Source organism: Streptomyces sp. NBC_00258, assembly GCF_036182465.1.
Classification (GTDB): domain Bacteria; phylum Actinomycetota; class Actinomycetes; order Streptomycetales; family Streptomycetaceae; genus Streptomyces.
Genome location: NZ_CP108081.1, coordinates 8,681,951 through 8,707,146, shown reverse-complemented (window position 1 = coordinate 8,707,146; position 25,196 = coordinate 8,681,951). Strand labels below are relative to the sequence as shown.

Here is a 25,196-nt window from a genome sequence, read left to right as displayed (position 1 = left end):
AGTGGACCGGCAAGGGCAAAGGGCAGGGGTCGTGGCCAAGAAGTCGAAGAAGCAGCAGCCGGGCGGGACGCCCGCGACCGTGGCGCTCACCGCGGCGGGCGTCGAGTTCACGGTCCACGCCTACGAGCACGACCCGTCGCACCCCTCGTACGGCGAAGAAGCCGCCGAGGCGATGGGTGTCTCTCCGGACCGGGTCTTCAAGACGCTGGTCGCGGACGTCGACGGGGAGCTCACCGTCGCCGTCGTGCCGGTGGCGGGCTCGCTCGACCTGAAGGCGCTGGCCACGGCGGTGGGCGGCAAGCGGGCCGCGATGGCCGATCCGGCCGCCGCGGAGCGCTCCAGCGGGTATGTGCGTGGGGGCATCTCACCGCTCGGGCAGCGGAAGCGGCTGCGTACGGTGCTGGACGCGTCGGCCTCCGCCCACTCCACCGTCTGTGTGTCGGCGGGTCGGCGGGGGCTCGAAGTGGAGCTCGCCCCGGAGGACCTGGCGAAGCTCACGGACGCGGTCCTGGCTCCTGTCGGACGTGCGTGACCCCTTCACGGGGAGCCGGTTCTCGGTTAAGTACCGAGGACATGTCGAAGAAGACGCGCAAGCGGAAGTGGCGGGTCAAGAAGGGTCGCTCCAACCACGGGCACCGGCCGGCGTAGGCGCTCCGCGGGGGTCGCCCGGGGCCGTCAGGCCTGCGGAGGGAACTGAGGCTGGTCGTACGGGTCCGGGTCCCTCGGGGCGAACAGAGCGGTCAGGCCCAGATGGACCAGGAGGGCCGAGACGGACCAGGCGAGCAGGGCGCCCTTGGCGTTGAGGACGAGCGGGGCGTCGAAGGTGACGCCCTTGCCTGCCTCCTTGGCGTGGGCGATCACGTCCTGGGTGGGGCCGAGCCAGATGCCCAGGCGCCAGGCCAGCAGGGAGGCGAGGATGCCTCCGACCGTGAGCGCGACGATCAGCGGGATGCCGCCGCGACGCCGCAGAAGGAAGACGACCACCGCGGTGACCAGGCCGAAGCCGACCGCGAGCAGGGAGAAGGTGCCGTCCACGCCGATGACCTGCTCCCCCTCCACATCCTTGGGGTAGACCGCCGCGCCGTCCGAGACCAGCGGCACCCGCGGCGCCAGCCAGCACCACAGCAGTCCGAGCAGCACCCCGCCGATCGCCGTCGCGACCGTGATGACGGCGGCCTCGCGCAGTTCGGTCTTCATCCCGGGGCCGTCCTCCTCATGACCGGGCGCGTACCCGGGGGGCGGCGCCTGCCAGACGTGGTGCGGAGGCTGGTGGTTCGGCGGTGGCGGCGGAGTCAGCGGTGCGGTCACACCGACATCGTGCCAGGCCCGCCTGTCAGCCGCGTCACCGGACGGCCGCCCGGCGGTAGGCCCAGGTCGCGACGGCCAGCGAGGCGACGCCGACGCCCGCGCACACGGCGAGGTCGAGCAGGACGACACCCCACTCCGGGTTCGCCCCGAAGGTCAGCCCGAAGGCCTCGACGCCGTACGTGGAAGGCAGCAGGTCACGCGCGTACTGGACGACCAGCGGCAGCCGGTCCGGCGGCAGCACTCCGAGCAGCAGTGCGGCGGACATGCCCAACTGGCCGAGCAGTGTGGCGAGTTCGGGCCGCGGGGCGAGCAGTCCGAGCGCCGCCCCGAGCCCGGCGAGCGCGGCGCCCGCGAGCGGGATGACGGCGATGAGGATCCACAGGTGGGTCAGCGGCAGCCCGAAGAGCATGCAGCCGACCACGGCGGTGACGAGGGTCCCGGGCACGGTGAACGAGGCGTACGCGGCGGCCGCGCCGAGCACGACGGCGGCGGGCGGCACGGGCAGTGTCGCGTAGTGGTCGAGGCCGCCGCTGGCGCGCAGCTGGCCGAAGTACTGGGCGAGCAGGTTGAGCGCCACGAACGCGACCACGAGGACCGACGATCCGGCCACCACGGCATGCGCCTCGTCCCCGCCGTCCACGACCCCGCGCATCAGGACCATGATCCCGACGGACTGGAAGGTCGCCACGAACAGCAGCGGGATCCGGGCCACCCGGGCCCGGGAGAGCTGCGCCCGGTAGACGGCGGCCAGGGCGGGCCACAGCCGTGCGCGCGGCCCGAGCCCGGCGACGGCACGGACTCCGTCCTCGGTGTCCACGACCCGGTTCCCGTCCGCACGGGCTGCGCCGGGCAGGACCTCGGCGGGTACGACACTCACGTCGAGCGGCTCCTGTTCGCTTCGGCTGTCGTCCTGTACCTGTTCCGTACGGCTGTGGAGGCCCGCACGCTCATGCCTTGACCAACCCCCGTACGTTTCCGGCGCTGCCGCCCAGCGCCAGGTACACGTCCTCCAGGCTCGGCGTGGCGAGCGTGAAGTCGTCCAGGGCCGCGAAGGCGGCGCCGCCGGTGACGGCCGCCACGGCCGCGCGGGCCTCCTCGGGGGCGAGCCGCAGCGACCAGCGACGGCCCGACTCTACGGCCCGGTCGCGCAGGGCGGCGACCTCGGGCACGTCGAGGGGCGCGCGCTCGCGCCAGACGAGTTCGAGGCGCACCTCGCCGGCGACCTGCTCCTTCAGCCCGGAGGGGGTGTCACAGGCGATGACACGGCCCCGGTCGAGGACGGCGACACGGTCGAGGACCGTCTCCGCCTCGATGACGTTGTGGGTGACCAGGAGGACCGTCGTGGCGTGCTCGACCCGGCGCCGGTCGACGGCGCCCCAGACGGCGCGGCGGGCGACGGGGTCCATTCCGGTGGTGGGCTCGTCGAGGACGAGGAACGGGCGTGCGCCGACGAGCGTGGTGGCGAAGCAGGCGAGTCTGCGCTGCCCGCCGGACAACTTCTTCAGCGGCCGCGAGGCCAGCGCGGTGAGCCCCAGCTCCTCCAGGACCCCGTCCCGCTCGGCCCGCGCGCTGCGTACGTCGAGCCCGCGCAGCCGCCCGGTGGTCTCCGCGGCGAGCGACACGGTCAGCTCGTCGAGCGCGGTGGACTCCTGTCCCAGGTACGCGAGGATCCGCGCCGCCCGCTCGGGATGGCGCACGATGTCGTGCCCGAGGATCTCGACACTGCCGCGGTCGGGGCGCATCAGCCCGGTCAGCTGCCGTACGAGGGTGGTCTTGCCCGCTCCGTTCGGCCCGAGCAGCCCGAAGATCTCGCCCCGCCGGATGTCGAGGCGTACCCCGTCGGTGGCCCGCACCTCGGGCGTCCCGGGTACCCCGCGCCGCCCGCGCACCGCCGGATAGGTCTTGGTCAGATCCCGCACCGCGCACACGACATCCCCACCGTGCCCGTTCCGGACTCCCTGTGCGGTGCGCGTACTCACGAGGACTGAGGGTACGGGGTCCCGCCCTCATGGCGACGCCCGGGGCGGGCATACGCCCAATATCGGCCCCGTCAGAGGCGCGAGGAATGACGCGAGCAACCCCCACGCCCCACAGCCGACAACGCCGCTTCACGCCCCGTCAGGGGCGCGGGAAACCGCGCGCTCAACCCCCGCGAACCCGCGGTCGACGACGCCGGTTCACGCCCCTCCAGGGGCGCGGGGAACTGCGCGACAAGCCCCCACGGACCCGCGGTCGACGACGCTGGATCACCCGTTCTTCAGGGGCGCGGGGAACTGCGCGACAAGCCCCCACCCAGCCGCGGACAACACACACCCTCAGGCCGGCGGCAAGCCAACCTCAGCGAACCCCCTACTCCCCCGCGGGAGCATGCTCCGCCGCGGTCCGCACATCGATCTCCCGCCAGAACCCCGCCCGAATCGCATACCGATCATGCTCATCGATCTGATCGTCCTTGTGTGCGAGCAGCCCGAACCGGGCCGCATACCGCAACAACTCCCCGTCGATGCGATGCGGCACCCGCGGATACATCGTCGACAGCTTCTGCAACTGGGCCTGGTCCGACAACCGCCCCATCCACCGCCGGGCAAACACCTGCCCGACCTCGTACGGATCCCCACCCACCGTCGTGATGTCCTCCTCACGATCGGCCCACCGCTGCTCGGCCGAGGTGAGCTGCGCGAGCGTAGGCAGCAGCGCGGCCTCCGCGGACTCCGCGGCGGTACCGGGCCGGTCGACCCACCCCTTGTCGGAGGACCACCGAAGCGTCGCGTTGGCAGGCTGCGCCTGCGGATGCGGATGCGCCCCCGGCGCACGCAACGCGGCCAGATCCTTCGGCGTCGGAACGCCCCCCTTGGCGGCCGGTGCCCTCTCCTCCGTGCCGTTCTCGCTGGGCGCGGCCTGCGCGTGCTCGGCATCCCGCGAGGGCCGCTCACCCGCGGAGGACAGCGCGGACTCGGGCAACGGCGCGGAGAGGATCGCGGCGATCTCGGGCCGCGGAACGGGCGGCGGCGCGCAGACCCCGCCGAGATCCTTGGCCCGTACGGCCTTGGTGATCCAGATACGGTCGAGCACGCGCCGCTCGTCGGCCTCGGCGACGAGGTCCTCGGACTGGTTGTAGTCGCCGTCGGCAGCCTGCACGGCCCACAGGTGCACGGCCACCCCGTGCTCCTTCGCGGCCATCATGCCGGGCAGCAGATCCCCGTCCCCGGTGACGAGCACGACGTCGGAGCAGGCCCGGTTGCGCGCCAGCTCCGTGAGCTCGGCGTGCATGGCGGCGTCCACGCCCTTCTGCGCCCACCGCCCGTCGCTGCGGGTCAGCGCGCCCAGGCGCACCGTGACCCGCGGCATCACCCGCAGTCTGCGGTGCTCGGGCTGCGGTACGCGGTCGGGGGCGCCGTCGAACCAGTAGATGCGCAACAGGGGCCGTTCCGTGTCGGACTCGGCGCGCTCGCGCAGGCCCTGGATGAGGGCGGCGTGGTCGACGGTGATCCGGGAGCGGGAGGAATCCCCGGCGAGGAGACTGGCAGCAGCCCCGAGCAGGTACCCGGCGTCCACCAGGACAATGCAGCGGTCCACGCGATCCACCCTCTTTCCGGGAGGTTTGCTTCGGGCTTCCTTCGAGTCTGCCCGACCCTGCGGAGGTTAACGGCCGGAACTCGATCTTCGGCGTGGCGGATCGGTGGATCACTCACCGACAGGGCTTATTACGCACGGTAATTCTCCGAAATGCGCTTGTTGTCGCGCTATGTGAGTCTGGTCCCGGCCCTGGCCCCGAGAACCCCCGTAGGAGGCAGATCACCATGGCCAAGAACAAGAACCGCAAGCAGGGCGGGCAGCAGGACCGCTCCTCGCAGGCCGAGCGCGCGCAGGAGCAGGCCGACCGGTCCTCGGCGGAGGCGCAGCAGTCGCCGATGTCGCAGGCCCAGGGCAGCCCCGCCGATGTCGCCCGCAAGCACCAGAAGCGCTTCGGCCACAACTGAGGCCCGCACGAGGCCTGTTGAGGGCTGCTGAAGCCCACGCACACGACGAGGGGCGCATCCGCGACGGATGCGCCCCTCTCGTACCTCGGCTATCGGTTCAGGCCGCCTCGAACGTCGGCCATCGGTTCAGCCCGCCAGGCAGGACGGCCCCAGCAGCACTTTCAAGTCACCGAAGAGCGCGGGGTCCGGCTTCACCCGGTGCCGGTCGAGCCGCAGCACCGTGGTCTTGCTCGGGCCCTGGAGCCTGATCCGCACCTCGCTCTCGCCCTTGTGATGGCTGAGGATCTCGCCGAGCCTGCTGATCATCGGCGGGGTGACCTTCAGCGCCGGGATGGTGAGGATCACGGGTGCGTTGGTGCCCGCGTTCGACAGGTCCGGGACCTGGAGTTCCATCGCGACGAGCCGGGGCACGTCCTCGCGCTTGTCGAGGCGTCCCTTGACGAACACCACCGCGTCCTCGACCAGTTGGGTCGACACCAGCTGATAGGTCGCCGGGAAGAACATGCACTCGATCGAGCCCGCGAGGTCCTCGACGGTGGCGATGGCCCAGGCGTTGCCCTGCTTGGTCATCTTGCGCTGCAGACCGGAGATGATCCCGCCGATGGTGACGACCGCGCCGTCCCCGTGCTCGCCGCCGGTGAGCTGGTTGATGCCCGCGTCGGCCTTGTCGGACAGCACGTGCTCCAGGCCGAAGAGCGGGTGGTCGGAGACGTACAGGCCGAGCATCTCCCGCTCCTGGGCGAGCAGGTAGGCCTTGTCCCACTCGTCGGTGGTGAACTCGACGTCGAGCCCGAAGCCGGGCTCACTGTTGTCGTCCTCGCCCATGCCGCCGAAGAGGTCGAACTGGCCCTCGGCCTCCTTGCGCTTGACCGCGACCACGTTGTCGATCATCGGCTCGAAGTGCGCGGTGAGGCCCTTGCGGGTGTGCCCCATCGTGTCGAAGGCGCCGGCCTTGATGAGCGATTCCGTGGTGCGCTTGTTGCAGGCGGCCGCCTCGACCTTGTCGAGATAGTCGGGGAACGAGCCGTACTTCCCCTTGGCCTTGCGGCTGCGGATGATCGACTCGACGACGTTCGTACCGACGTTGCGCACCGCCGAGAGGCCGAAGAGGATCACGTCGTCGCCCTGCGCGGCGAAGTTCTGCTCGGACTCGTTGACGTTCGGCGGCAGCACCTTGATCTTCATGCGCCTGCACTCGTTGAGATAGACCGCCGACTTGTCCTTGTCGTCCTTGACCGAGGTGAGCAGCGCGGCCATGTACTCGGCCGGGTAGTTCGCCTTCAGATAGCCGGTCCAGTACGAGACCAGTCCGTACGCGGCCGAGTGGGCCTTGTTGAACGCGTATCCGGCGAAGGGGACCAGCACGTCCCACAGGGCCTGGATCGCCTCGTCGCTGTAGCCGTTCTTCCGGGCGCCCGCCTGGTAGAGGACGAAGTTCTTCGCCAGTTCCTCGGGCTTCTTCTTGCCCATCACGCGACGGAGGATGTCGGCCTCGCCGAGCGAGTAGCCGGCGATGATCTGGGCGGCCTTCTGGACCTGCTCCTGATAGACGATCAGGCCGTAGGTGACCGCCAGGACCTCTTCGAGCGGCTCCTCCAGCTCCTTGTGGATCGGTGTGATCTCCTGGCGCTTGTTCTTGCGCTCCGCGTAGTTGATGTGCGAGTTCATGCCCATCGGGCCCGGCCGGTAGAGGGCCGAGACGGCGGAGATGTCCTCGAAGTTGTCGGGCTGCATCTGGCGGAGCAGCGAGCGCATCGGGCCGCCGTCGAACTGGAAGACGCCGAGCGTGTCACCGCGGCAGAGCAGTTCGAAGGTCTTGGGGTCGTCCAGCGGGAGGGCGAGCATCTCCAGGTCGATGCCCTTGTTGGCCTTCACCATCTTGATGGCGTCGTCCATGATCGTGAGGTTGCGCAGGCCCAGGAAGTCCATCTTGAGCAGGCCGAGCGACTCGCACTGCGGGTAGTCCCACTGTGTGATCGTGACGTTGTCGGTGTGCCGCACCCAGACCGGGGCGTGGTCGACGATGGGCTCGCTGGACATGATCACGCCGGCCGCGTGCACACCCATCTGCCGGACCAGGCCCTCGACACCCTTCGCGGTGTCGATGACCTTCTTCACGTCCGGCTCGTTCTCGTACATCCCCCGGATCTCGCCGGCCTCGCCGTAGCGCGGGTGTGAGGGGTCGGTGATGCCGTTCAGGTCGATGCCCTTGCCGAGGACGTCGGCGGGCATGGCCTTGGTGAGCCGGTCGCCCATCGCGTACGGGTAGCCGAGCACCCGCGCGGAGTCCTTGATGGCGTTCTTCGCCTTGATCTTGCCGTACGTGCCGATCATGGCGACCTTGTCGGCGCCGTACTTCTCCGTCACGTACCTGATCACTTCGACGCGCCTGCGCTCGTCGAAGTCGATGTCGACGTCGGGCATGGAGACGCGCTCGGGGTTCAGGAACCGCTCGAAGATCAGACCGTGCGGGATCGGGTCGAGGTCGGTGATGCCCATGGCGTACGACACGATCGAACCGGCCGCGGAACCACGGCCGGGGCCGACCGCGATGCCCTGCTTCTTGGCCCACATGATGAAGTCGGCGACGACGAGGAAGTACCCCGGGAACCCCATCTGGATGATGACGTCCATCTCGTACTCGGCCTGCTTCTGGCGGTCGTCGGGGACGCCGCCGGGGAAGCGGCGCGCCATGCCGCGGCGCACCTCCTCCTGGAACCAGGTGACCTCGGTGAAGCCGTCGGGGATGTCGAACTTGGGCATGAGGTTCTTCGCCTCGAACATGCCCGTCGTGTCGATCTGTTCGGCCACCAGGAGAGTGTTCGCACACCCCTCCTGCCACGCCTCCGAGGAGTCGACGGCGTACATCTCGTCCGTCGACTTCAGGTAGTAACCGGTCCCGTCGAACCGGAAGCGGTCCGGATCGGAGAGGTTCTTGCCGGTCTGGATGCACAGCAGCGCGTCGTGCGCGGTCGCCTCGTGCGCGTACGTGTAGTGCGAGTCGTTGGTCACCAGCGGCGGGATGCCGAGCTTCTTGCCCACCCGCAGCAGGTCGTCACGGACCCGGCTCTCGATCTCGATGCCGTGGTCCATCAGCTCCAGGAAGTACCGGTCCTTGCCGAAGATGTCCTGGTATTCGGAGGCCGCCTTCACCGCCTCGTCGAACTGGCCCAGGCGCAAGCGGGTCTGCAGCTCACCGGAAGGACACCCGGTGGAAGCGATCAGCCCCTCGGACCACTGGGAAATGGTCTCCTTGTCCATCCGCGGCCACTTCTGCAGCCAGCCCTCGGCATACGCGTCCGAGGACAGCCGGAACAGGTTGTGGAGGCCCGTCTTGTCGGCCGCCCAGATCGTCTTGTGCGTGTAACCACCGGAGCCGGAGACGTCGTCCCGCTTCTGATGCGGCTGACCCCACTTGATCTTCCGCTTGTTGCGTCGCGACTCGGGGGCGACGTACGCCTCGATGCCGATGATCGGCGTGACGCCCGCCTTCTTGGCCGAGTGGAAGAAGTCGTACGCCCCGTGCAGATTGCCGTGGTCCGACATCGCGATATGGGTCATGCCCATCTCGTTGCAGGCGTTGAACATGTCCTTCAGCCGCGCGGCACCGTCCAGCAGCGAGTACTGGGTGTGGACGTGCAGGTGCGTGAACGGCGGCTTTGACACGGCTTCGGCCTCCAAGAAGAACTGGCGTCGACAAGCTCCCCAACAGGCTGCGCACAGTCCGGGGGACAGCGTCGAAGTCTATGCCGGAGCACTGACACTCGGAGCGGTCTCCCCCGTACCTTCGTGAGGGGAGAACGGGCACTCCCGCGTACCTTCGTCCGTTGGAAGACGACGGAGGCATCCGCTCCGGCGGACGGCACATTCCGTCCCACTTGTCATGCACCACCTGCACCAGGAGGCACCCAGCGATGTCGGTTCCGCAGCTCAGCGCCGAGCAACGCGGCGAACAGATCCTCGCCGTATTCGACACCGCCTTCGGCGAACTGCTGGCCGCGGACCCGGCCGCGTTCCGCGTGAAGTTCCGGAAGATGGCGGCCTCCGCGTTCGCCTTCTACCGCGGCACGGCCGGCCTCTTCTACCAGGACCTGGAGCAGGAGAAGCGGGGCGGACCGTACCTGGACGAGCGCACCTCGCGCGTGTGGATCCACGGCGACCTGCACGCGGAGAACTTCGGCACGTACATGGACGCCCAGGGGCGCCTGATCTTCAACGTGAACGACTTCGACGAGGCGTATGTCGGCCCCTTCACCTGGGACCTCAAGCGCCTCGCGGCCTCCGTGGCCCTGATCGGCTACGCGAAGGCGCTGAGTGACGAGCAGATCACCGACCTCGTCCGGACGTACGCGGCCGCCTACCGCGAGCGGATCCACGCCCTCGCGACGGGCGCCAAGAGCGACGAGGTGCCCCCCTTCACGCTGGACACCGCACAGGGCCCGCTCCTGGACGCCCTGCGTGACGCGCGCTCGCTGACCCGCTTCGGGCTGCTCGACTCGATGACCGAGATCCGCGACTTCGAGCGCCGCTTCGCGCCGGGCGGCGGCTCCATCGAGCTGGACGCGGCCACGCGCTACAAGGTGCTCGCGGCGTTCGACGGCTATCTGGAGACGCTGCCGGAAGCGTCCCTGTCCCGCCCGGACTCGTACCGCGTGAAGGACGTCGTGGGCCGCCGCGGCATCGGCATCGGCTCGGCGGGGCTGCCCTCGTACAACATCCTTCTGGAGGGCGCCACCGACGCCCTGGAGAACGATGTGGTGATCTACATCAAGCAGGCCCAGACCCCGGCCGTCTCCCGGCACGTCACGGACTCCTCGATCCGTGAGTACTTCCAGCACGAGGGCCACCGCACGGTGATCTCGCAGCGCGCCCTCCAGGCGCACGCCGACCCGTGGCTGGGCTGGACCGAGCTGGACGGCGCGGGCCAGCTCGTCGCCGAGGTCTCGCCGTACGCGGTGGACCTGGACTGGGGCGACATCGACGACCCGGAGGAGATCGCGGCGGTCGTCGCGGACCTCGGCCGGTCCACCGCCACCATGCACGCGGCGGCGGACGACGAGAGCGGCCACTCGGAGCTGGTGCCGTTCTCCACGGAGCGCGCCATCGACGCGGCGATCGCGGGCGACGAGGACAGCTTCGGCGACCTCCTTGTCGACTTCGCGCATGAGTACGGCGCACGGGCGCGTGCCGACCACCAGATCTTCGTGGACCTTTTCCGTAACGGCCGGATTCCGGGTCTGTAGGCATCGCACAACGCACAGGAACCCTTTAGGGACCTCTTACAGGAGTACGTGGGACACTCTCCTCCGCCATGGACATATCCGGGACCCAGCTCAGAGCCGTGCGCGCGGCGCTCTTCACGGCACTCGTCGTGACGCTCAGCACCGCGTCGCACGTCCTGCTGTCCCAGGTCCCTCTGCCGCTGACCACCGTGGCCGTGATCGCGGGTGCCGTCTTCGTCGTCGCGTACGCGCTGGCGGGCCGTGAGCGCGGCTTCGGGCGGATCGCCGCCCTGCTGATCCCGCTGGAGCTGGCCGCCGACACGCTGTTCACCGCCGGCCAGCACGCCTGTTACGGCAAGGCGGGCGGCCCGGTCGCGGGCCCGCTGCGCTCGGTCGGTTTCGACGTGCTGTGCGGCGGCGAGGTCGGCACCCCGCTGGCCCGGGTCACGGGCGGCGAAACCCAGCCCGCGGCGGCCCTGCTCGCGAACGCCGACCCGGCCGCCGCCTGGCTGCTGCTCGGCGCGCACATCGGTGTGGGGCTGCTCGCGGCCGCCTGGCTGCGGCGCGGCGAGCGGGCCCTGGCCCAGCTCCTGGACGCGGTGGCCGCGGCCACCTTCCGGCCCCTGCTGATCGCGGTCGCCGCGGTGACCGTCCACTTCACTCCCGTACGCCGGCTGCCGCGCCCCACGCGCCGGGTCGCCGCCACGCGTACGCGTCTCTTCGTGCACTCCCTGGGACGGCGTGGACCGCCGTGCTCGGCCGTATTCGCCTGAGCACACCAGTCCCCGCACACCTGCCATCACCACGGAGAACACCATCATGAGCAAGCGGAACAGCCAGGCCTCGAAGTCGGCGGCCCGTGAGCGGCTGCGCGTCGAGCGCGAGCGCCAGGCCAAGCGCGACAAAGCCAGGCGGCAGGTCATCGTCGCCGGTTCGATCGTCGCGGTCCTCGCGATAGCCGGCGGCATCGGCTACGCCGTCGTACAGAACAACGAGCCCTCGAAGTGGGACGCCGCCGCCGACGCGAAGGTCGTCGCCCCCGGCAACACCAGCGGCACGAACGGCACGACCGTCGTGGTCGGCGACTCCAAGACCAAGAACACGGTCCACCTCTACGAGGACGCGCGCTGCCCGGCCTGCGCCTCCTTCGAGCAGACCGTCGGCGAGACCGTCAACAAGGGCATGACGGACGGCGACTACAAGCTGTCCTTCACCCTCGGCACGTTCCTCGACGGCAACCTCGGCGGCGACGGCTCGAAGAACGCGCTGAGCGCGCTCGGCGCCGCGCTGAACGTGAGCACCGACGCGTTCCTGGAGTACAAGACCGCGCTGTACTCGACGAAGTACCACCCCGAGGAGACGAAGGACGAGTTCTCCAAGGACAGCTACCTGATCAAGGTGGCGGACACGGTGGACGCGCTCAAGGACAACAAGAAGTTCCAGGACGCCGTCGAGAAGGGCACCTACGACGCCTGGGCGATGAAGATGAGCAAGACCTTCGACGACGCCAAGGGCGTCGACTCGACGCCGACCATCAAGATCAACGACAAGGTGATCAAGAACCCGAGCACCGTCGCCGACTGGGAGAAGTCACTCAAGGACGCGGGCGTCACCAAGTAACGCGGGCAGCGCAAGCAGGGCGTAGACCGAGTAGCGCAAGTAACGCGCGGCATAAGGGCGGGCGAACTCTTCCGAGTTCGCCCGCCCTTCGCGTCTTCTGCCTTACCGAAAGCGCTACCCGTCAGTAATCTGATCGGCCGTGACCAGTCGACTCAGATCCCCCTCCAGCCCCAACTCCCCCGCCCCGCGCCGCCGTACGGTGGTCAAGGCGGCCGCGGCCACCGCCGTGCTCGGAGCCCCGCTCGCCGCCGCGCTGCCGGCCCGCGCCGCCGAGGCCCCCGCCTTCCTGCACGGCGTCGCTTCCGGAGACCCGCTGCCGGACGGCGTCCTGCTGTGGACCCGGGTGACGCCCACACCCGCGGCGACACCCGGTTCCGGGCTCGGCCCCGACGTCGAGGTCGGCTGGACGGTGGCCACGGACAAGGCGTTCACGAACGTCGTCGCGAAGGGCTCCACCACCGCGACCGCCGCCTCCGACCACACCGTCAAGGCCGACATCCGCGGTCTGAGGCCCGCCACGGCCTACTGGTTCCGCTTCTCCAGCGGCGGCACCGACTCGCCTGCCGCCCGCACCCGCACCGCCCCGGCCCATGACGCGGCCGTGGCCGGCATGCGCTTCGGAGTGGTGTCCTGCGCCAACTGGGAGGCCGGCTACTTCTCCGCCTACCGGCACCTGGCCGCGCGCGGCGACCTGGACGCCTGGCTGCATCTGGGCGACTACATCTACGAGTACGGCACCGGCGAGTACGGGACGCGTGACACCGTCGTACGCCCGCACGCCCCCACGCACGAGATAGTCGGCCTCGCCGACTACCGCACCCGGCACGGCCGTTACAAGACCGACCCGGACCTTCAGGCCCTGCACGCGGCCGCCCCCGTCATCGCGATCTGGGACGACCACGAGTTCGCCAACGACACCTGGTCGGGCGGTGCCGAGAACCACACCGAGGGCGCGGAGGGCGCCTGGTCCGCCCGTCAGTCGGCCGCCAAGCAGGCCTACTTCGAGTGGATGCCGGTGCGGCCCGCGATCGCGGGGACCACCTACCGGCGGCTGCGCTTCGGCAGGCTGGCCGACCTCTCGCTGCTCGACCTGCGCTCGTACCGCTCGCAGCAGGTGAAGGTCGGCAACGGCTCGGTGGACGACCCGAACCGTACGCTCACCGGCCGGGCCCAGCTCGACTGGCTCAAGGCGGGTCTGAAGTCCTCCGACACCAGCTGGCGGCTGGTCGGCAACTCCGTCATGATCGCGCCGTTCGCCCTCGGCTCGCTCTCCGCCGAACTCCTGAAACCGCTCGCCGAGCTGCTCGGCCTGCCCAAGGAGGGCCTGGCCCTCAACACCGACCAGTGGGACGGCTACACCGACGACCGCCGCGAACTCCTCACACACCTGCGGGACAACGCGATCCGCAACACGGTCTTCCTCACCGGCGACATCCACATGGCCTGGGCCAACGACGTGCCGTACAACGCCGGTACGTATCCGCTGTCGGCGTCCGCCGCCACCGAGTTCGTCGTCACGTCGGTGACCTCCGACAACCTCGACGACCTCGTCAAGGTCCCGGAGGGCACGGTCTCCGCCCTCGCCTCGCCGCTGATCCGGGCCGCCAACCGGCACGTCCACTGGGTCGACACCGACCGCCACGGCTACGGCGTCCTGGATCTCACCGCCGAGCGGGCGCAGATGGACTACTACGTGCTGTCCGACCGCACCTCCGCGAACGCGACGGCGTCCTGGGCCCGTTCGTACCGCACGCGCAGCGGCACGCAGAAGGTGGAGCGGGTGTACGCCCCGATCTGATCCGGCACCGACGGGACGGAGTCCGTCGCCGCCGGACCACAGCCGCGCTACAGGCTGCCGCGCTACAGGCTGTCGAGGAAGCCGAGCGCCACCTGCCAGGTGGCCTCGGCGGCCTCCTTGTCGTAGTCCGGCAGACCGGGGTCGGTGTAGAGGTGCCCGGCCCCCGCGTATCTGTAGATCTCCACGTCGGCGCCCGCCCTCCCCATCTGGAGATACCAGGCGCTCAGCCAGTCGTCGGGCTCGAAGGCGTCCGGCTCCGCGACATGCAGCTGGACCGGCAGATCGTCCACCGAGGCGTTCGGCGCGATGTCGGACGTGCCGTGCAGGAGCAGCAGCCCGCGGGCCTTGCTGTCGCCGAGCGCCAGGGTCTGGGCGGTCGCCGCGCCGAGCGAGAACCCGGCGTACACGATCCCCCGGTCCGAGTACGGAGCCGCGGCCATGACCGCGCGCTTCAGCAGCTCCTCCCTGCCGAGCTCGTCCTTGAAGGCCCTGCCCTCCTCGACGGTCTCGAAGGTGCGCCCGTCGAAGAGATCGGGCGTCCACACCTCGTGTCCCGCCGCGCGCAGCCGGTCCGCCGCGTCACGCACCGCGGGCCGCAGCCCGTAGGTCGAATGGAAGAGCATGATGTTCATAAGGCCATGGTGCCAGCCGCGACCGACAATGCCCGGGGCTGGGCCGGACCGGGCCGCCGGACGCGGGCTCGGGCTCGGGCTTGGGTTCGGGCCGCCGAGACAGGGGCGAACAGCGCCCTGCGGGCGATGGGGCCGAGGCCACATGTTCATGACGGTCCCGAGCCGGTTACGGTCGAGGGCATGGAGAACGTGCTGCGCCCGCTGATCGTCGTCGGCGGCTCGCTCATACTGACGCTGCTGGTCGGCTGGATCGCCGACCTGCTGCTGAAGCGCGCCGACCAACGCCACCAGGGGGTCCCTCTGTGGGGCCTGCTGCGCCGCTGCCGCCTGCCACTGCAGGTAGTGATGTGCACGGCGCTGCTGAGAGGGTCCTACGACCAGGCCGAGATCGCCGTCGAACACTCCGCCTCGATCGGCCAGATCCTGACGCTTGTCCTCATCGGCTCCACGGCCTGGCTGGTGGTCCGCATCGCGACGGCGATCGTCGACTCCTCCTACTCCCGCTACGCCAACGCCCACCGCGATCCGGCCCGGGTCCGCCGCGTCCGTACGCAGGTGACGCTGATCCAGCGTGTGGTGTCGGCGATCGTCGGTGTGGTCGCGGTCGCCGCGATGCTGCTGACGTTCCCCGCGATGCGCGCCGCCGGCGCCTCACTGCTCGCCTCGGCCGGCATCCTCGGCATCGTCGCCGGTGTGGCCGCGCAGTCCACGCTCAGCAACATGTTCGCCGGGCTGCAGATCGCCTTCGGCGACATGGTGCGCATCGGCGACACGGTCGTGGTGGACGGCGAATGGGGCACGGTCGACGAGATCACCCTGACCTTCCTGACCGTCCGCACCTGGGACGAGCGCCGGATCACCATGCCGGTGTCGTACTTCACGTCCCAGCCGTTCGAGAACTGGTCCCGCGGCGGCGTGCAGATGACCGGCACGGTCTTCTTCCACGTGGACCACAGCGCGCCCGTCGAGGAGATGCGCGACAAGCTCCGCGATATCCTCCGCGAGTGCCCCGCCTGGGACGGCCGCGACTACGGCCTCGCCGTCACTGACGCCACCCCCAGCACCATCGAGGTGCGCGCCCTGGTCACCGCGAAGGACGCGGACGACATCTGGACGGTCCGCGTCACCGTCCGCGAACAGATGGTCCGCTGGCTGACCGCCCACCACCCCTACGCCCTGCCCCGAGTCAACACGGCCGACGCGATCCTCCCCCCGGGCACCCACCCGAACGGCAACGACGGCCGCCCCCAGAGAACAACACGGGGCCGAGCGGTGGAACCACCGAGGACGGGCCGGGGCTGAACCAACAGGCTTCACGAGGGCGCCCCAAAGGGGCGCGGGGAACGGCGCGCTCAGCCACAACGAACGCACACCCGCCTACGAACACGAGCCCCCACAAGAAACCCCACCTTGTAAGCAAGGTTGAAACGGGCGGAGCGGGCGGGAAAACCCCAAAAGATCACCGAAGACTCCGCACATCCAGATGCCGCAACACCCGATCCACCACCTCAGGATCGGCCCCGGCCTCACTCCGCGCAGCCAACACCTCATGCCGAGCCGCGGACAACATCTCCCCCTGAATCCGCCGAACCCGCTTGATCCGCCGCACCCGATGCTCGTGCCCCTCCCGCCGCTCGTCCTCCCCCATGTCGGGACTGATCCGGAACCCGATGTCGAACGCCCGCCGCAACAACTGCTCGGACAGCTCGTCCGGCAGCTCCTCGACCTCCTCGATCTCCCGCAGCCGCCGCTTCGCCGCCTTGGCCGCCCGCAGGGCGAGCGCCTTCTCGAACTCCTGCTCCCGATCCGTGTCGGCCCGCACATCCAGCTTCCGGACCAGCCACGGCAGACTCAGCCCCTGCACCACAAGCGTCGCCATGATCACGCCGAACGCGATGAACACCATCTCGTCCCGATTGGGAAACGGCGCCCCGCTGTCCGTCTCCAGCGGAATGGCCAGCGCGAGGGCGACGGAGGCCACTCCCCGCATCCCGGCCCACCACATGACGACGGTCTCCCGCCAGCTCGTCGGAATGTCCTCGTCGTGGTCCCGCTTCGCGTGCAACCGCTTCGTCAGCCAGGTCGCGGGCAGCAGATACGCCAGTCGTACGAACACGACGACCCCCACGATCGCGGCGGCCCAGCCGAGCATCTCCCCCCACCGCCCGGACGCCGTCCTGATCGCGTTGTGCAACTCGAGCCCGATGAGCCCGAACGCCACCCCGGTGACCAACGTGTCGACGATGTCCCAGAACGTGTGCCCGGCGAGCCGCGTCATCACGTCGTCGGCGTCGTTCGCGTACTCCGCCAGGAACAACGCCGTGGTGAGCACCGCAAGCACCCCGGACCCGTGCAGCTCCTCGGCCAGCACGTACGAGGCGTACGGCACGAGCAGCGTCAGCCCGATCTGCAGCGTCGGGTCCCCGAGGTAGTCCATCAGCCGGTTCGTGCCCCACCCGAGCCCGAAACCCATCGCCACGGCGACGACGGCGGACAGCAGGAAGTCGAGCGCGGCGCTCGGCAGCGAGAAGGTGCCGCTGACGGCGGCGGCGATGGCGACGTGGTACAGCACGATGGCCGTCACGTCGTTGAACAGCCCCTCGCCCTCCAGGATCGACACCAGCCGGCGCGGCAGCCCGAGCTTGCCCGCGACGGCGGTCGCCGCGACCGGGTCGGGCGGCGCCACCAGCGCGCCGAGTGCCACGGCGGCGGCGATCGGCAGCCCGGGCACGATCGCGTGGGCGACCACGGCCACCACGGCGGTGGTGACGAACACCAGGGCCACGGCGAGCAGGAAGATCGGCCGTTTGTTGGCCGTGAACTGCCGCCAGGAGGTACGTCGTACGGCGGCGTACAGCAGCGGTGGAAGCAGCGCGGGCAGGATCAGCTCGGGCGGGATGTCCACATTCGGTACGAAGTCGAGGACTGCCAGCACGATTCCGAGCAGCGTCATCAGCACTGGGGAGGGAAGCCCGAGGCGGTCCCCCAGCGGGACGCTCAGCACAGCCCCGAGCAACATCACGAACAACAGGGCCAACTGATCCACGGTCAGCACTCCGGACTGGGTCTAGACGATCAAGACAGGCCAGACCCCAAGCGTGCCACTGAACCCGCCCGTCATTTCAAACGCCGAGCAACAGACGCGCCCCTTTAAGGGAAGCGGGGAACTGCGCAGTCTTTAGGGGCGCGGGGAACGGCGCGGCCAACCCCCACCGCCCCGCAGCCAAACCCGCAACCGAAACCCAGTCGCCCCTAAAGAACCCTGCGCATCGCCCGATGCGCGATCCCCGCATCGAGAAACTCCGGCCCGTAAGCCACATACCCCAGCCGCTCATAAAACCCGAGCGCATGCGTCTGCGCGTGCAGATCCACCGCCGTCAGCCCACGCGCGCGTGCCGCGTCCTCGATGCCCCGCACGAGCGCGACCCCGACACCGAGCCCACGCGCGGCCTTGAGGACGGCGAGCCGCCCCAGGGACCCGACACCGGGCTCACCGCCGGTCTTGGCGGCCGCCACCTCGCCGTACAGCAGCCGCCCCGCGCCGAACGGCAGCCCGTCCTCGCGCACGGCGACGACATGCAGGGCATCGGCGTCGTACGCGTCGTACTCGATGTCCTCAGGGACTCCCTGCTCGACGACGAAGACGTCCTTGCGCACCGCGAAGCAGGCCTCGCGGTCGGCGGGGTCCTCGGCCACACGCACCACGTAGGACGACGGGCTCATGCGTAGCTTTCCTCCCGGACGCGGTCCAGCGCCTTCTGCAGGTCCTCGGCGTAGCCGCTCTCGAACTCGACCCACTGGCCGTCCCCGGGGTGCTCGAAGCCGAGCTTCACGGCCTGCAGCCACTGCCGGGTGATCCCGAGCCGCTTGGCGAGGGTGGGGTCCGCGCCGTACGTCAGGTCGCCGACGCAGGGGTGCCGGTGGGCCGACATGTGGACGCGGATCTGGTGCGTGCGTCCGGTCTCCAGCTTGATGTCGAGCAGCGAGGCCGCGCGGAACGCCTCGATCAGGTCGTAGTGCGTCACGGAGGGCTTGCCCTCAGCCGTGACGGCCCACTTGTAGTCGTGGTTCGGGTGCCGGCCGATGGGGGCGTCGATCGTGCCGCTGGTCGGGTCCGGGTGACCCTGGACGAGCGCGTGGTAGCGCTTGTCGACCGTGCGCTCCTTGAACTGGCGCTTGAGCGAGGTGTACGCGTACTCCGACTTGGCGACCACCATCAGGCCCGAGGTGCCCACGTCCAGGCGGTGGACGATGCCCTGGCGCTCGGCGGCGCCCGAGGTCGAGATGCGGTACCCGGCGGCGGCGAGCCCGCCGATGACGGTCGGTCCCGACCAACCGGGGCTGGGATGCGCGGCGACACCGACCGGCTTGACGATCACGACCACGTCGTCGTCGTCGTGCACGATCTCCATGCCCTCGACGGGCTCGGCGACGATCTGCACGGGCGCGGGCGCCTGCGGCATCTCGACCTCCAGCCAGGCGCCGCCGTGCACCCGCTCGGACTTACCGACCACCGAGCCGTCGACCGTGACCTTCCCCGCCGCGGCAAGCTCGGCGGCCTTCGTGCGGGAGAAGCCGAACATGCGGGAGATGGCGGCGTCGACACGCTCGCCCTCCAGGCCGTCGGGCACGGGCAGGGTACGGATCTCGGGACTGGTGCTCACCCGTCGAGTATGCCGGACAGGTCCGACGCCCCTGACCAGAGCCCGAACAACAGTGCCCTCCGACGGCCCCGTGGGCGGCCCTCGATCCTTGGCCCTCAGTCCTTGTGGACGGTGCCGTCCGGGTCGAGCCCGCGGAAGGACAGCAGCACGATCAGGATGCCGCCGCAGACGATCGCGGAGTCGGCGAGGTTGAAGACCGCGAAGTGCTTGGGCGCGATGAAGTCGACGACCGCGCCCTCGAAGACGCCCGGCGCGCGGAAGATCCGGTCGGTGAGGTTGCCGAGCGCACCGCCCAGCAGCAGACCGAGCGCGATCGCCCAGGGAAGGCTGTAGAGCTTGCGGGCGAGCCGGGCGATCACCACGATCACGGCCGCGGCGATCACCGTGAAGATGACGGTGAAGGCCTCGCCGATACCGAAGGCCGCGCCCGCGTTGCGGATCGCCTCGAACCTCAGCCAGTCCCCGATGATCTCGATCGGCTCGTGGTGCTCCAGCTTCGCGACCACGATCATCTTGCTGATCAGGTCCAGCGCGTACGCCAGGATGGCGACCGTGAACAGCACGGCGATCCGGCGCTTGCCCCTGGAGGGCTCGGCCGGGGCCGCCGCCTCCTCGGAACCGGAGTCGGAGTCGGAGCCCTGGCTCCCGGCCGGGTCCTGCGCCCCCTGGGCATCGGACCGCTCGCCCGCCGCCGCGTTCTGGTCGGTCTGCTCCGGCTCGGCGCCAGCCGCCTCCGGGATATCCGGCGTACCGATGATCCGCTCCGCCTCTGCCACGTGAGTCCCTCAACCTAGGTGCCTGACTGAGGACGAGAGTACGGCACGGCCTGCCGCGCCCATGTGCTCAGGAGGCGCACCGGGCCGATCAGTACCGGATCATTGGCCGATCAGTAACGGCGCTCCTGTTTCTGCTTGCACTCGACGCACAGGGTGGCGCGCGGGAAGGCCTGCATACGGGCCTTCCCGATGGGGTTGCCACAGCTCTCGCAGAGCCCGTACGTGCCCGCGTCCAGGCGTTCGAGGGCGCGCTCGTCCTGCTCCAGCATCTCCCTGGCGTTGGCTGCGAGCGCCATCTCGCTCTCGCGCGTGATGTTCTTGGTGCCGGTGTCGGCCTGGTCGTCGCCCGCGCCGTCCCCGGAGTCGCGCATCAGGCCCGCCAGGGACTCCTCGGAGTGCGTGATCTCGGCGCGCAGCCGCAGGGCCTCCGACATCAGCCCCGTGCGTGCCTCCGCGACCTCCTCGGGGGTCCAGGGGTCCTCACCGGGGCGTACCGCGAGCTCGCCGGGCTCCGCCGCGACGCCCCGCGCCTTGGGGACCGCGCCGCCCTTGCTGGCCGCCGTGGCTGTGGCCGTGCCAGGAGTCTTCTTCGCAACCACCGTCGTGGCTCCCGTCGTCTTCGCGGCCTCCGCCGCACCCTCGGCCGCGGTAGCGACCGCTTTCTTGGCCGTACGTGTGCCCTTCCTGCCTGCCTTCTGCGGGGGCTCCGCGGCGGAGACGCCCGCCTCACCCGCCCCCTTGCCGGCGGCACTCTTCCTGGGGGCCTTCTTCGCAGGAACCGCCTTGGCGGCCGCCTTCTTGGTGGAGGCCTTCTTGGTACCGGCCCTCTTCGGAGCGGCCGTTTCGGCGATCACCCCCTCCGTGGAGGTCTCCGCCGCGACTGCCCTCTCCGAGACGGCCGCCCCCGCGCCGGCCCTCTTCGGAGCAGCCACTTTCCTGGTGGCCGACTCCTTGGTGGCGACTTTCGTAGTGGCCGGCTTCTTGGCGGCCGCTTTCTTGGTGGCCGTTCCCGAAACGGCCTTCTTCGGAGGAGCGGTCCTCACGGCGTCCTTCTTCGCCGCGGCCTTCTTCACAGCGGCCGTTTTCGTAGCGCCCGCCTTCGTAGCGACTTGCTTCGTAGCGCCCGCCTTCGAAGCAGCTTCCTTCGTGCCGACCGTTTTCCCGCCGGCCGTCTTCGTGCCGCCGACCGTCTTCTTGGCCTCGCCCTGCTTCGCCGCGCCCTTCGCGGAGTGCTCCGCCCCCATGGATCTGCCGGACGCCGACTGCTGTACGGCGGTCTTCTTCGCCACCATGGCCGCGGCCCCTTCACATATTGTGATCTTGCTCGCGAATCGTGCTGGGACGATAAATCGACTTGAGTCCCGCGGCAACGGGGCACGCCGCCCGATTCGCCGGCCCCGCCCGTACCGCGTGGCGAGCCTGCAAGCGTTGTGCCCAGCTCCCCGCCGGGTAATCCGCCGAGTCGGCCGTCCCAGGATGCGAACACGGCCGCCTCGCCATTCGGGTCAGTCCGCACTCCTTCCCGGCGCCCCGCCACCCCTCGCCCGCGGGCCCGGGAAAACCGGTCGGCCGCTGTCCGCCCGGCGCCGTACACTGGGCGGAGCGAGAAGCGTGGATGGGGACGAGTAGCGGCGTACGCAGCCAGGAGCGACCCGGGGACGGTGTGAGCCCGGGGGCCGGCGCGACGTGAAGATCACCCCGGAGCCGCCGGAAGAAAGCCGCAGCCGAGAGGCACGAAAGGCAGCGGTCGGTAGACCCGGCATCGCGACCCCAATGAGGGGGCTCACCGGCGCGCAGGAAGCGGCGGAGAGCCAAGGAGGGTGGTACCGCGGGAGCGCGCCGCACACGGCGTAGGTGACAACACAGCTCTCGTCCCTCCGGACGGAAGGCAGAAAGTCCGCCGGAGGAAGCTCGTTGAATACGCAGCCGAGTACACAGCCGCAGTACCGCCAGGTGCCGGCCCAGGTCGACCTGCCCGCCCTCGAGCACGCCGTGCTCGACTTCTGGCGCGAGCAGAAGATCTTCGCCAAGACCCTGGAGCAGTCCGAGGGCCGCCCGGAGTGGGTGTTCTACGAGGGCCCGCCCACGGCCAACGGCATGCCCGGCGCCCACCACATCGAGGCGCGCGTCTTCAAGGACGTCTTCCCGCGCTTCCGCACCATGCGCGGCTACCACGTGGCCCGCAAGGCCGGCTGGGACTGCCACGGCCTCCCCGTGGAGCTGGCGGTCGAGAAGGAGCTCGGCTTCAACGGCAAGAAGGACATCGAGGCGTACGGCATCGCCGAGTTCAACGCCAAGTGCCGCGAGTCCGTGACCCGCCACACCGACGCCTTCGAAGAGCTCACGACCCGCATGGGTTACTGGACCGACCTGAACGACCCGTACCGCACGATGGACCCCGAGTACATCGAGTCCGTGTGGTGGTCGCTCAAGGAGATCTTCAACAAGGGCCTGCTGGTCCAGGACCACCGCGTCGCCCCCTGGTGCCCGCGCTGCGGCACGGGCCTCTCCGACCACGAGCTGGCGCAGGGCTACGAGACGGTCGTCGACCCCTCGGTGTTCGTCCGTTTCCCGCTCACCTCCGGTCCCCTCGCGGGCGAGGCCGCGCTCCTGGTGTGGACGACGACCCCGTGGACCCTGGTGTCCAACACCGCGGTCGCGGCCCACCCCGACGTCACCTACGTGGTCGCGACGAACGGCGAGGAGAAGCTCGTCGTCGCCGAGCCGCTCGTCGAGAAGGCACTCGGGGAGGGCTGGGAGACCACCGGCCAGACCTTCACGGGCGCCGAGATGGAGCGCTGGACGTATCAACGTCCGTTCGAGCTCGTGGAGTTCCCGGAGCCCGCCCACTACGTGGTGAACGCGGAGTACGTCACGACCGAGGACGGCACGGGTCTGGTTCACCAGTCCCCCGCCTTCGGCGAGGACGACCTCAAGGTCTGCCGCGAGTACGGCCTGCCCGTGGTGAACCCGGTCCGCCCCGACGGCACGTTCGAGGAGGACGTCCCCCTGGTCGGCGGCGTCTTCTTCAAGAAGGCGGACGAGAAGCTCACCGAGGACCTCCAGCAGCGCGGCCTGCTCTTCAGGCACATCCCGTACGAGCACAGCTACCCGCACTGCTGGCGCTGCCACACCGCGCTCCTCTACTACGCGCAGCCGTCCTGGTACATCCGCACCACAGCCATCAAGGACCGTCTCCTCCAGGAGAACGAGAAGACCAACTGGTACCCGGAATCGGTCAAGACCGGCCGGTACGGCGACTGGCTGAACAACAACATCGACTGGGCGCTGTCCCGCAACCGCTACTGGGGCACCCCGCTGCCGATCTGGCGCTGCGAGGACGACCACCTCACGGTCGTCGGCTCCCGCAGCGAGCTCTCCGGGCTGACGGGCACGGACCAGTCGGACCTCGACCCGCACCGCCCCTTCATCGACGACGTCACCTTCGCGTGCCCCCAGTGCGAGAAGACGGCCACGCGCGTGCCGGAGGTCATCGACGCCTGGTACGACTCGGGTTCGATGCCGTTCGCGCAGTGGGGCTACCCGTACAAGAACAAGGAGCTCTTCGAGAGCCGCTACCCGGCGCAGTTCATCTCGGAGGCCATCGACCAGACGCGCGGGTGGTTCTACACGCTGATGGCGGTCGGCACGCTCGTCTTCGACAAGTCGTCGTACGAGAACGTGGTGTGCCTCGGCCACATCCTCGCCGAGGACGGCCGCAAGATGTCCAAGCACCTGGGCAACATCCTGCAGCCGATCCCGCTGATGGACCAGCACGGCGCGGACGCGGTCCGCTGGTTCATGGCGGCCGGCGGCTCCCCCTGGGCGGCCCGCCGCGTCGGCCACGGCACGATCCAGGAGGTCGTCCGCAAGACGCTCCTCACGTACTGGAACACGGTCGCCTTCCAGGCTCTGTACGCCCGCACGTCCAACTGGGCGCCCAGCGAGGCCGACCCGGCCCCGGCTGACCGCCCGGTCCTGGACCGCTGGCTCCTGTCCGAACTCCACGCGCTCACCGACCAGGTGACACAGGCTCTGGAGGCCTACGACACCCAGCGCGCCGGCAAGCTCCTCTCGGCGTTCGTCGACGACCTGTCCAACTGGTACGTACGCCGCTCGCGTCGCCGCTTCTGGCAGGGCGACAAGGCGGCGCTGCGCACCCTGCACGAGGTCGTCGAGACGGTCACGCGGCTGATGGCCCCGCTGACCCCGTTCATCACCGAGCGGGTCTGGCAGGACCTGGTGGTGCCCGTGACCCCGGGCGCCCCCGAGTCCGTACACCTGACGTCCTGGCCGGAGGCGGACCTGTCCGTCATCGACCCTGAGCTGTCCAGGCAGATGGTGCTCGTACGCCGTCTCGTGGAGCTGGGCCGTGCCACGCGCGCGGAGTCGGGTGTGAAGACGCGTCAGCCGCTGTCCCGTGCACTGGTCGCCGCGACCGGGTTCGGGTCCCTCGACCGTGAACTGCACGCGCAGATCACGGAGGAGCTGAACGTGAGCTCGCTCGCGTCCCTCTCGGAGGTGGGCGGCTCACTGGTCGACACGACCGCCAAGGCCAACTTCCGTGCGCTGGGCAAGCGGTTCGGCAAGGGCGTCCAGGCGGTGGCCAAGGCAGTCGCCGAGGCCGACGCGGCCGCGCTGTCCCTTGCCCTGCGCGAGGGCACGGCGTCGGTGGAGGTCGACGGCGAGACCATCACGCTCGCCCCGGACGAGGTGATCATCACGGAGACCCCGCGCGAGGGCTGGTCCGTCGCCTCGGACTCCGGCGCGACGGTCGCCCTCGACCTGGAGATCACCGAGGAGCTGCGTCAGGCCGGCCTGGCCCGTGACGCGATCCGCCTGATCCAGGAGGCCCGCAAGAACAGCGGCCTCGACGTGGCCGACCGGATCGCCCTGCGCTGGACGTCCACGGACCCGAAGGTGATCGCGGCGCTCACCGAGCACTCCGCCCTGATCTCCGACGAGGTCCTCGCCACGGACTTCGGCCAGGGCGAGGCGGACGACGCGTACGGCACCCCGTTCACGGACGAGTCCCTGTCGCTGACGTTCCGCCTCCGCAAGGCGTAGCAGCAGCCTCGAAGGCCCGGTCCCGCCAAAGAACTTGGCGGGACCGGGCCTTCGGCGTTGCGTGCCCGTGTACAGCTGCCCGCGTCCTCCGAACGCGCACACGCCCACGCGTACACAGAGGGGGAAGCA

At 69.9% G+C, this 25,196-nt stretch carries 19 protein-coding genes; 8 read left to right on the top strand and 11 right to left on the bottom strand.

Annotated elements, in window-relative coordinates; genetic code table 11:
* Positions 1–31: 31 nt before the first annotated feature.
* Positions 32–532 carry a Cys-tRNA(Pro) deacylase gene (gene ybaK, locus OG718_RS38820; protein WP_143637788.1) on the top strand — a complete coding sequence of 167 codons (501 nt, stop codon included), beginning with the start codon at positions 32–34 and terminating at the stop codon, positions 530–532.
* Positions 533–675: 143 nt separating this feature from the next.
* Here the strand turns inward: ybaK and OG718_RS38815 are convergent, their stop codons facing one another.
* From OG718_RS38815 to OG718_RS38800, 4 genes are all read right to left on the bottom strand, one after another.
* Positions 676–1,308: an AAA family ATPase gene (locus OG718_RS38815; RefSeq protein WP_143637790.1), complete on the bottom strand. Its 633-nt coding sequence runs from the start codon at positions 1,306–1,308 to the stop codon at positions 676–678.
* A 34-nt stretch (positions 1,309–1,342) separates the two neighbouring features.
* Positions 1,343–2,185, bottom strand: a complete 843-nt coding sequence (locus OG718_RS38810) for an ABC transporter permease (RefSeq protein WP_143637792.1) — start codon at positions 2,183–2,185, stop codon at positions 1,343–1,345.
* A 70-nt stretch (positions 2,186–2,255) separates the two neighbouring features.
* On the bottom strand, positions 2,256–3,287 hold the full coding sequence (locus tag OG718_RS38805) for an ABC transporter ATP-binding protein (protein WP_186001183.1): 1,032 nt from the start codon (positions 3,285–3,287) through the stop codon (positions 2,256–2,258).
* A 370-nt stretch (positions 3,288–3,657) separates the two neighbouring features.
* Positions 3,658–4,884: an NYN domain-containing protein gene (locus tag OG718_RS38800; protein WP_143637794.1), complete on the bottom strand. Its 1,227-nt coding sequence runs from the start codon at positions 4,882–4,884 to the stop codon at positions 3,658–3,660.
* Between the two features lie 224 nt (positions 4,885–5,108).
* Between OG718_RS38800 and OG718_RS38795 the strand changes: the two genes are divergently transcribed.
* The gene (locus tag OG718_RS38795) at positions 5,109–5,288 is read left to right on the top strand and encodes a hypothetical protein (protein WP_143637796.1); all 180 of its coding nucleotides are present in this window, start codon (positions 5,109–5,111) and stop codon (positions 5,286–5,288) included.
* Between the two features lie 126 nt (positions 5,289–5,414).
* Here the strand turns inward: OG718_RS38795 and dnaE are convergent, their stop codons facing one another.
* Positions 5,415–8,954 (bottom strand): DNA polymerase III subunit alpha, encoded by a 3,540-nt coding sequence (dnaE, locus tag OG718_RS38790; protein ID WP_143637798.1) that lies wholly within the window; start codon positions 8,952–8,954, stop codon positions 5,415–5,417.
* 248 nt (positions 8,955–9,202) lie between these two features.
* On the opposite strand from dnaE, the gene OG718_RS38785 reads away from it, so the two are divergent.
* The 4 genes from OG718_RS38785 to OG718_RS38770 all read left to right on the top strand — a co-directional run bounded on the left by OG718_RS38785 (position 9,203) and on the right by OG718_RS38770 (position 13,928).
* Positions 9,203–10,531 carry a DUF2252 domain-containing protein gene (locus OG718_RS38785; RefSeq protein WP_143637801.1) on the top strand — a complete coding sequence of 443 codons (1,329 nt, stop codon included), beginning with the start codon at positions 9,203–9,205 and terminating at the stop codon, positions 10,529–10,531.
* A gap of 68 nt (positions 10,532–10,599) precedes the next feature.
* Positions 10,600–11,283 carry a hypothetical protein gene (locus tag OG718_RS38780; protein WP_143637812.1) on the top strand — a complete coding sequence of 228 codons (684 nt, stop codon included), beginning with the start codon at positions 10,600–10,602 and terminating at the stop codon, positions 11,281–11,283.
* Positions 11,284–11,329: 46 nt separating this feature from the next.
* Positions 11,330–12,130, top strand: a complete 801-nt coding sequence (locus OG718_RS38775; protein WP_143637814.1) for a DsbA family protein — start codon at positions 11,330–11,332, stop codon at positions 12,128–12,130.
* A 139-nt stretch (positions 12,131–12,269) separates the two neighbouring features.
* Positions 12,270–13,928 (top strand): alkaline phosphatase D family protein, encoded by a 1,659-nt coding sequence (locus tag OG718_RS38770; protein ID WP_328846391.1) that lies wholly within the window; start codon positions 12,270–12,272, stop codon positions 13,926–13,928.
* 62 nt (positions 13,929–13,990) lie between these two features.
* Here the strand turns inward: OG718_RS38770 and OG718_RS38765 are convergent, their stop codons facing one another.
* Complete coding sequence (locus tag OG718_RS38765; protein ID WP_306940494.1) at positions 13,991–14,560, bottom strand: dienelactone hydrolase family protein; 570 nt, start codon at positions 14,558–14,560, stop codon at positions 13,991–13,993.
* 180 nt (positions 14,561–14,740) lie between these two features.
* On the opposite strand from OG718_RS38765, the gene OG718_RS38760 reads away from it, so the two are divergent.
* Positions 14,741–15,862: a mechanosensitive ion channel family protein gene (locus OG718_RS38760; protein ID WP_143637820.1), complete on the top strand. Its 1,122-nt coding sequence runs from the start codon at positions 14,741–14,743 to the stop codon at positions 15,860–15,862.
* A gap of 157 nt (positions 15,863–16,019) precedes the next feature.
* Here the strand turns inward: OG718_RS38760 and OG718_RS38755 are convergent, their stop codons facing one another.
* The 5 genes from OG718_RS38755 to OG718_RS38735 all read right to left on the bottom strand — a co-directional run bounded on the left by OG718_RS38755 (position 16,020) and on the right by OG718_RS38735 (position 21,292).
* Positions 16,020–17,606, bottom strand: coding sequence for a Na+/H+ antiporter (locus OG718_RS38755; RefSeq protein ID WP_143637822.1), 1,587 nt, complete (start codon positions 17,604–17,606; stop codon positions 16,020–16,022).
* A gap of 206 nt (positions 17,607–17,812) precedes the next feature.
* On the bottom strand, positions 17,813–18,283 hold the full coding sequence (locus tag OG718_RS38750; RefSeq protein WP_328846390.1) for a GNAT family N-acetyltransferase: 471 nt from the start codon (positions 18,281–18,283) through the stop codon (positions 17,813–17,815).
* On the bottom strand, positions 18,280–19,224 hold the full coding sequence (locus tag OG718_RS38745; protein WP_143637827.1) for an RluA family pseudouridine synthase: 945 nt from the start codon (positions 19,222–19,224) through the stop codon (positions 18,280–18,282). The genes OG718_RS38750 and OG718_RS38745 overlap by 4 nt, the downstream gene beginning before the upstream one ends.
* A gap of 95 nt (positions 19,225–19,319) precedes the next feature.
* Positions 19,320–20,000 carry a signal peptidase II gene (gene lspA / locus OG718_RS38740; protein WP_143637829.1) on the bottom strand — a complete coding sequence of 227 codons (681 nt, stop codon included), beginning with the start codon at positions 19,998–20,000 and terminating at the stop codon, positions 19,320–19,322.
* Positions 20,001–20,110: 110 nt separating this feature from the next.
* On the bottom strand, positions 20,111–21,292 hold the full coding sequence (locus tag OG718_RS38735; protein ID WP_143637831.1) for a TraR/DksA family transcriptional regulator: 1,182 nt from the start codon (positions 21,290–21,292) through the stop codon (positions 20,111–20,113).
* Between the two features lie 622 nt (positions 21,293–21,914).
* Here OG718_RS38735 and ileS point away from each other — a divergent pair.
* Complete coding sequence (ileS, locus tag OG718_RS38730) at positions 21,915–25,067, top strand: isoleucine--tRNA ligase (RefSeq protein ID WP_328846389.1); 3,153 nt, start codon at positions 21,915–21,917, stop codon at positions 25,065–25,067.
* Positions 25,068–25,196 lie beyond the last annotated feature (129 nt).

Coding starts and splice junctions, on each gene's coding strand:
- OG718_RS38795 (WP_143637796.1), top strand. CDS start 5,109: ATGGCCAAGAACAAGAACCGCAAGCAGGGCGGGCAGCAGGACCGCTCC.
- OG718_RS38785 (WP_143637801.1), top strand. CDS start 9,203: ATGTCGGTTCCGCAGCTCAGCGCCGAGCAACGCGGCGAACAGATCCTC.
- OG718_RS38780 (WP_143637812.1), top strand. CDS start 10,600: ATGGACATATCCGGGACCCAGCTCAGAGCCGTGCGCGCGGCGCTCTTC.
- OG718_RS38775 (WP_143637814.1), top strand. CDS start 11,330: ATGAGCAAGCGGAACAGCCAGGCCTCGAAGTCGGCGGCCCGTGAGCGG.
- OG718_RS38765 (WP_306940494.1), bottom strand. CDS start 14,560: ATGAACATCATGCTCTTCCATTCGACCTACGGGCTGCGGCCCGCGGTG.
- OG718_RS38760 (WP_143637820.1), top strand. CDS start 14,741: ATGGAGAACGTGCTGCGCCCGCTGATCGTCGTCGGCGGCTCGCTCATA.
- OG718_RS38750 (WP_328846390.1), bottom strand. CDS start 18,283: ATGAGCCCGTCGTCCTACGTGGTGCGTGTGGCCGAGGACCCCGCCGAC.
- OG718_RS38735 (WP_143637831.1), bottom strand. CDS start 21,292: ATGGTGGCGAAGAAGACCGCCGTACAGCAGTCGGCGTCCGGCAGATCC.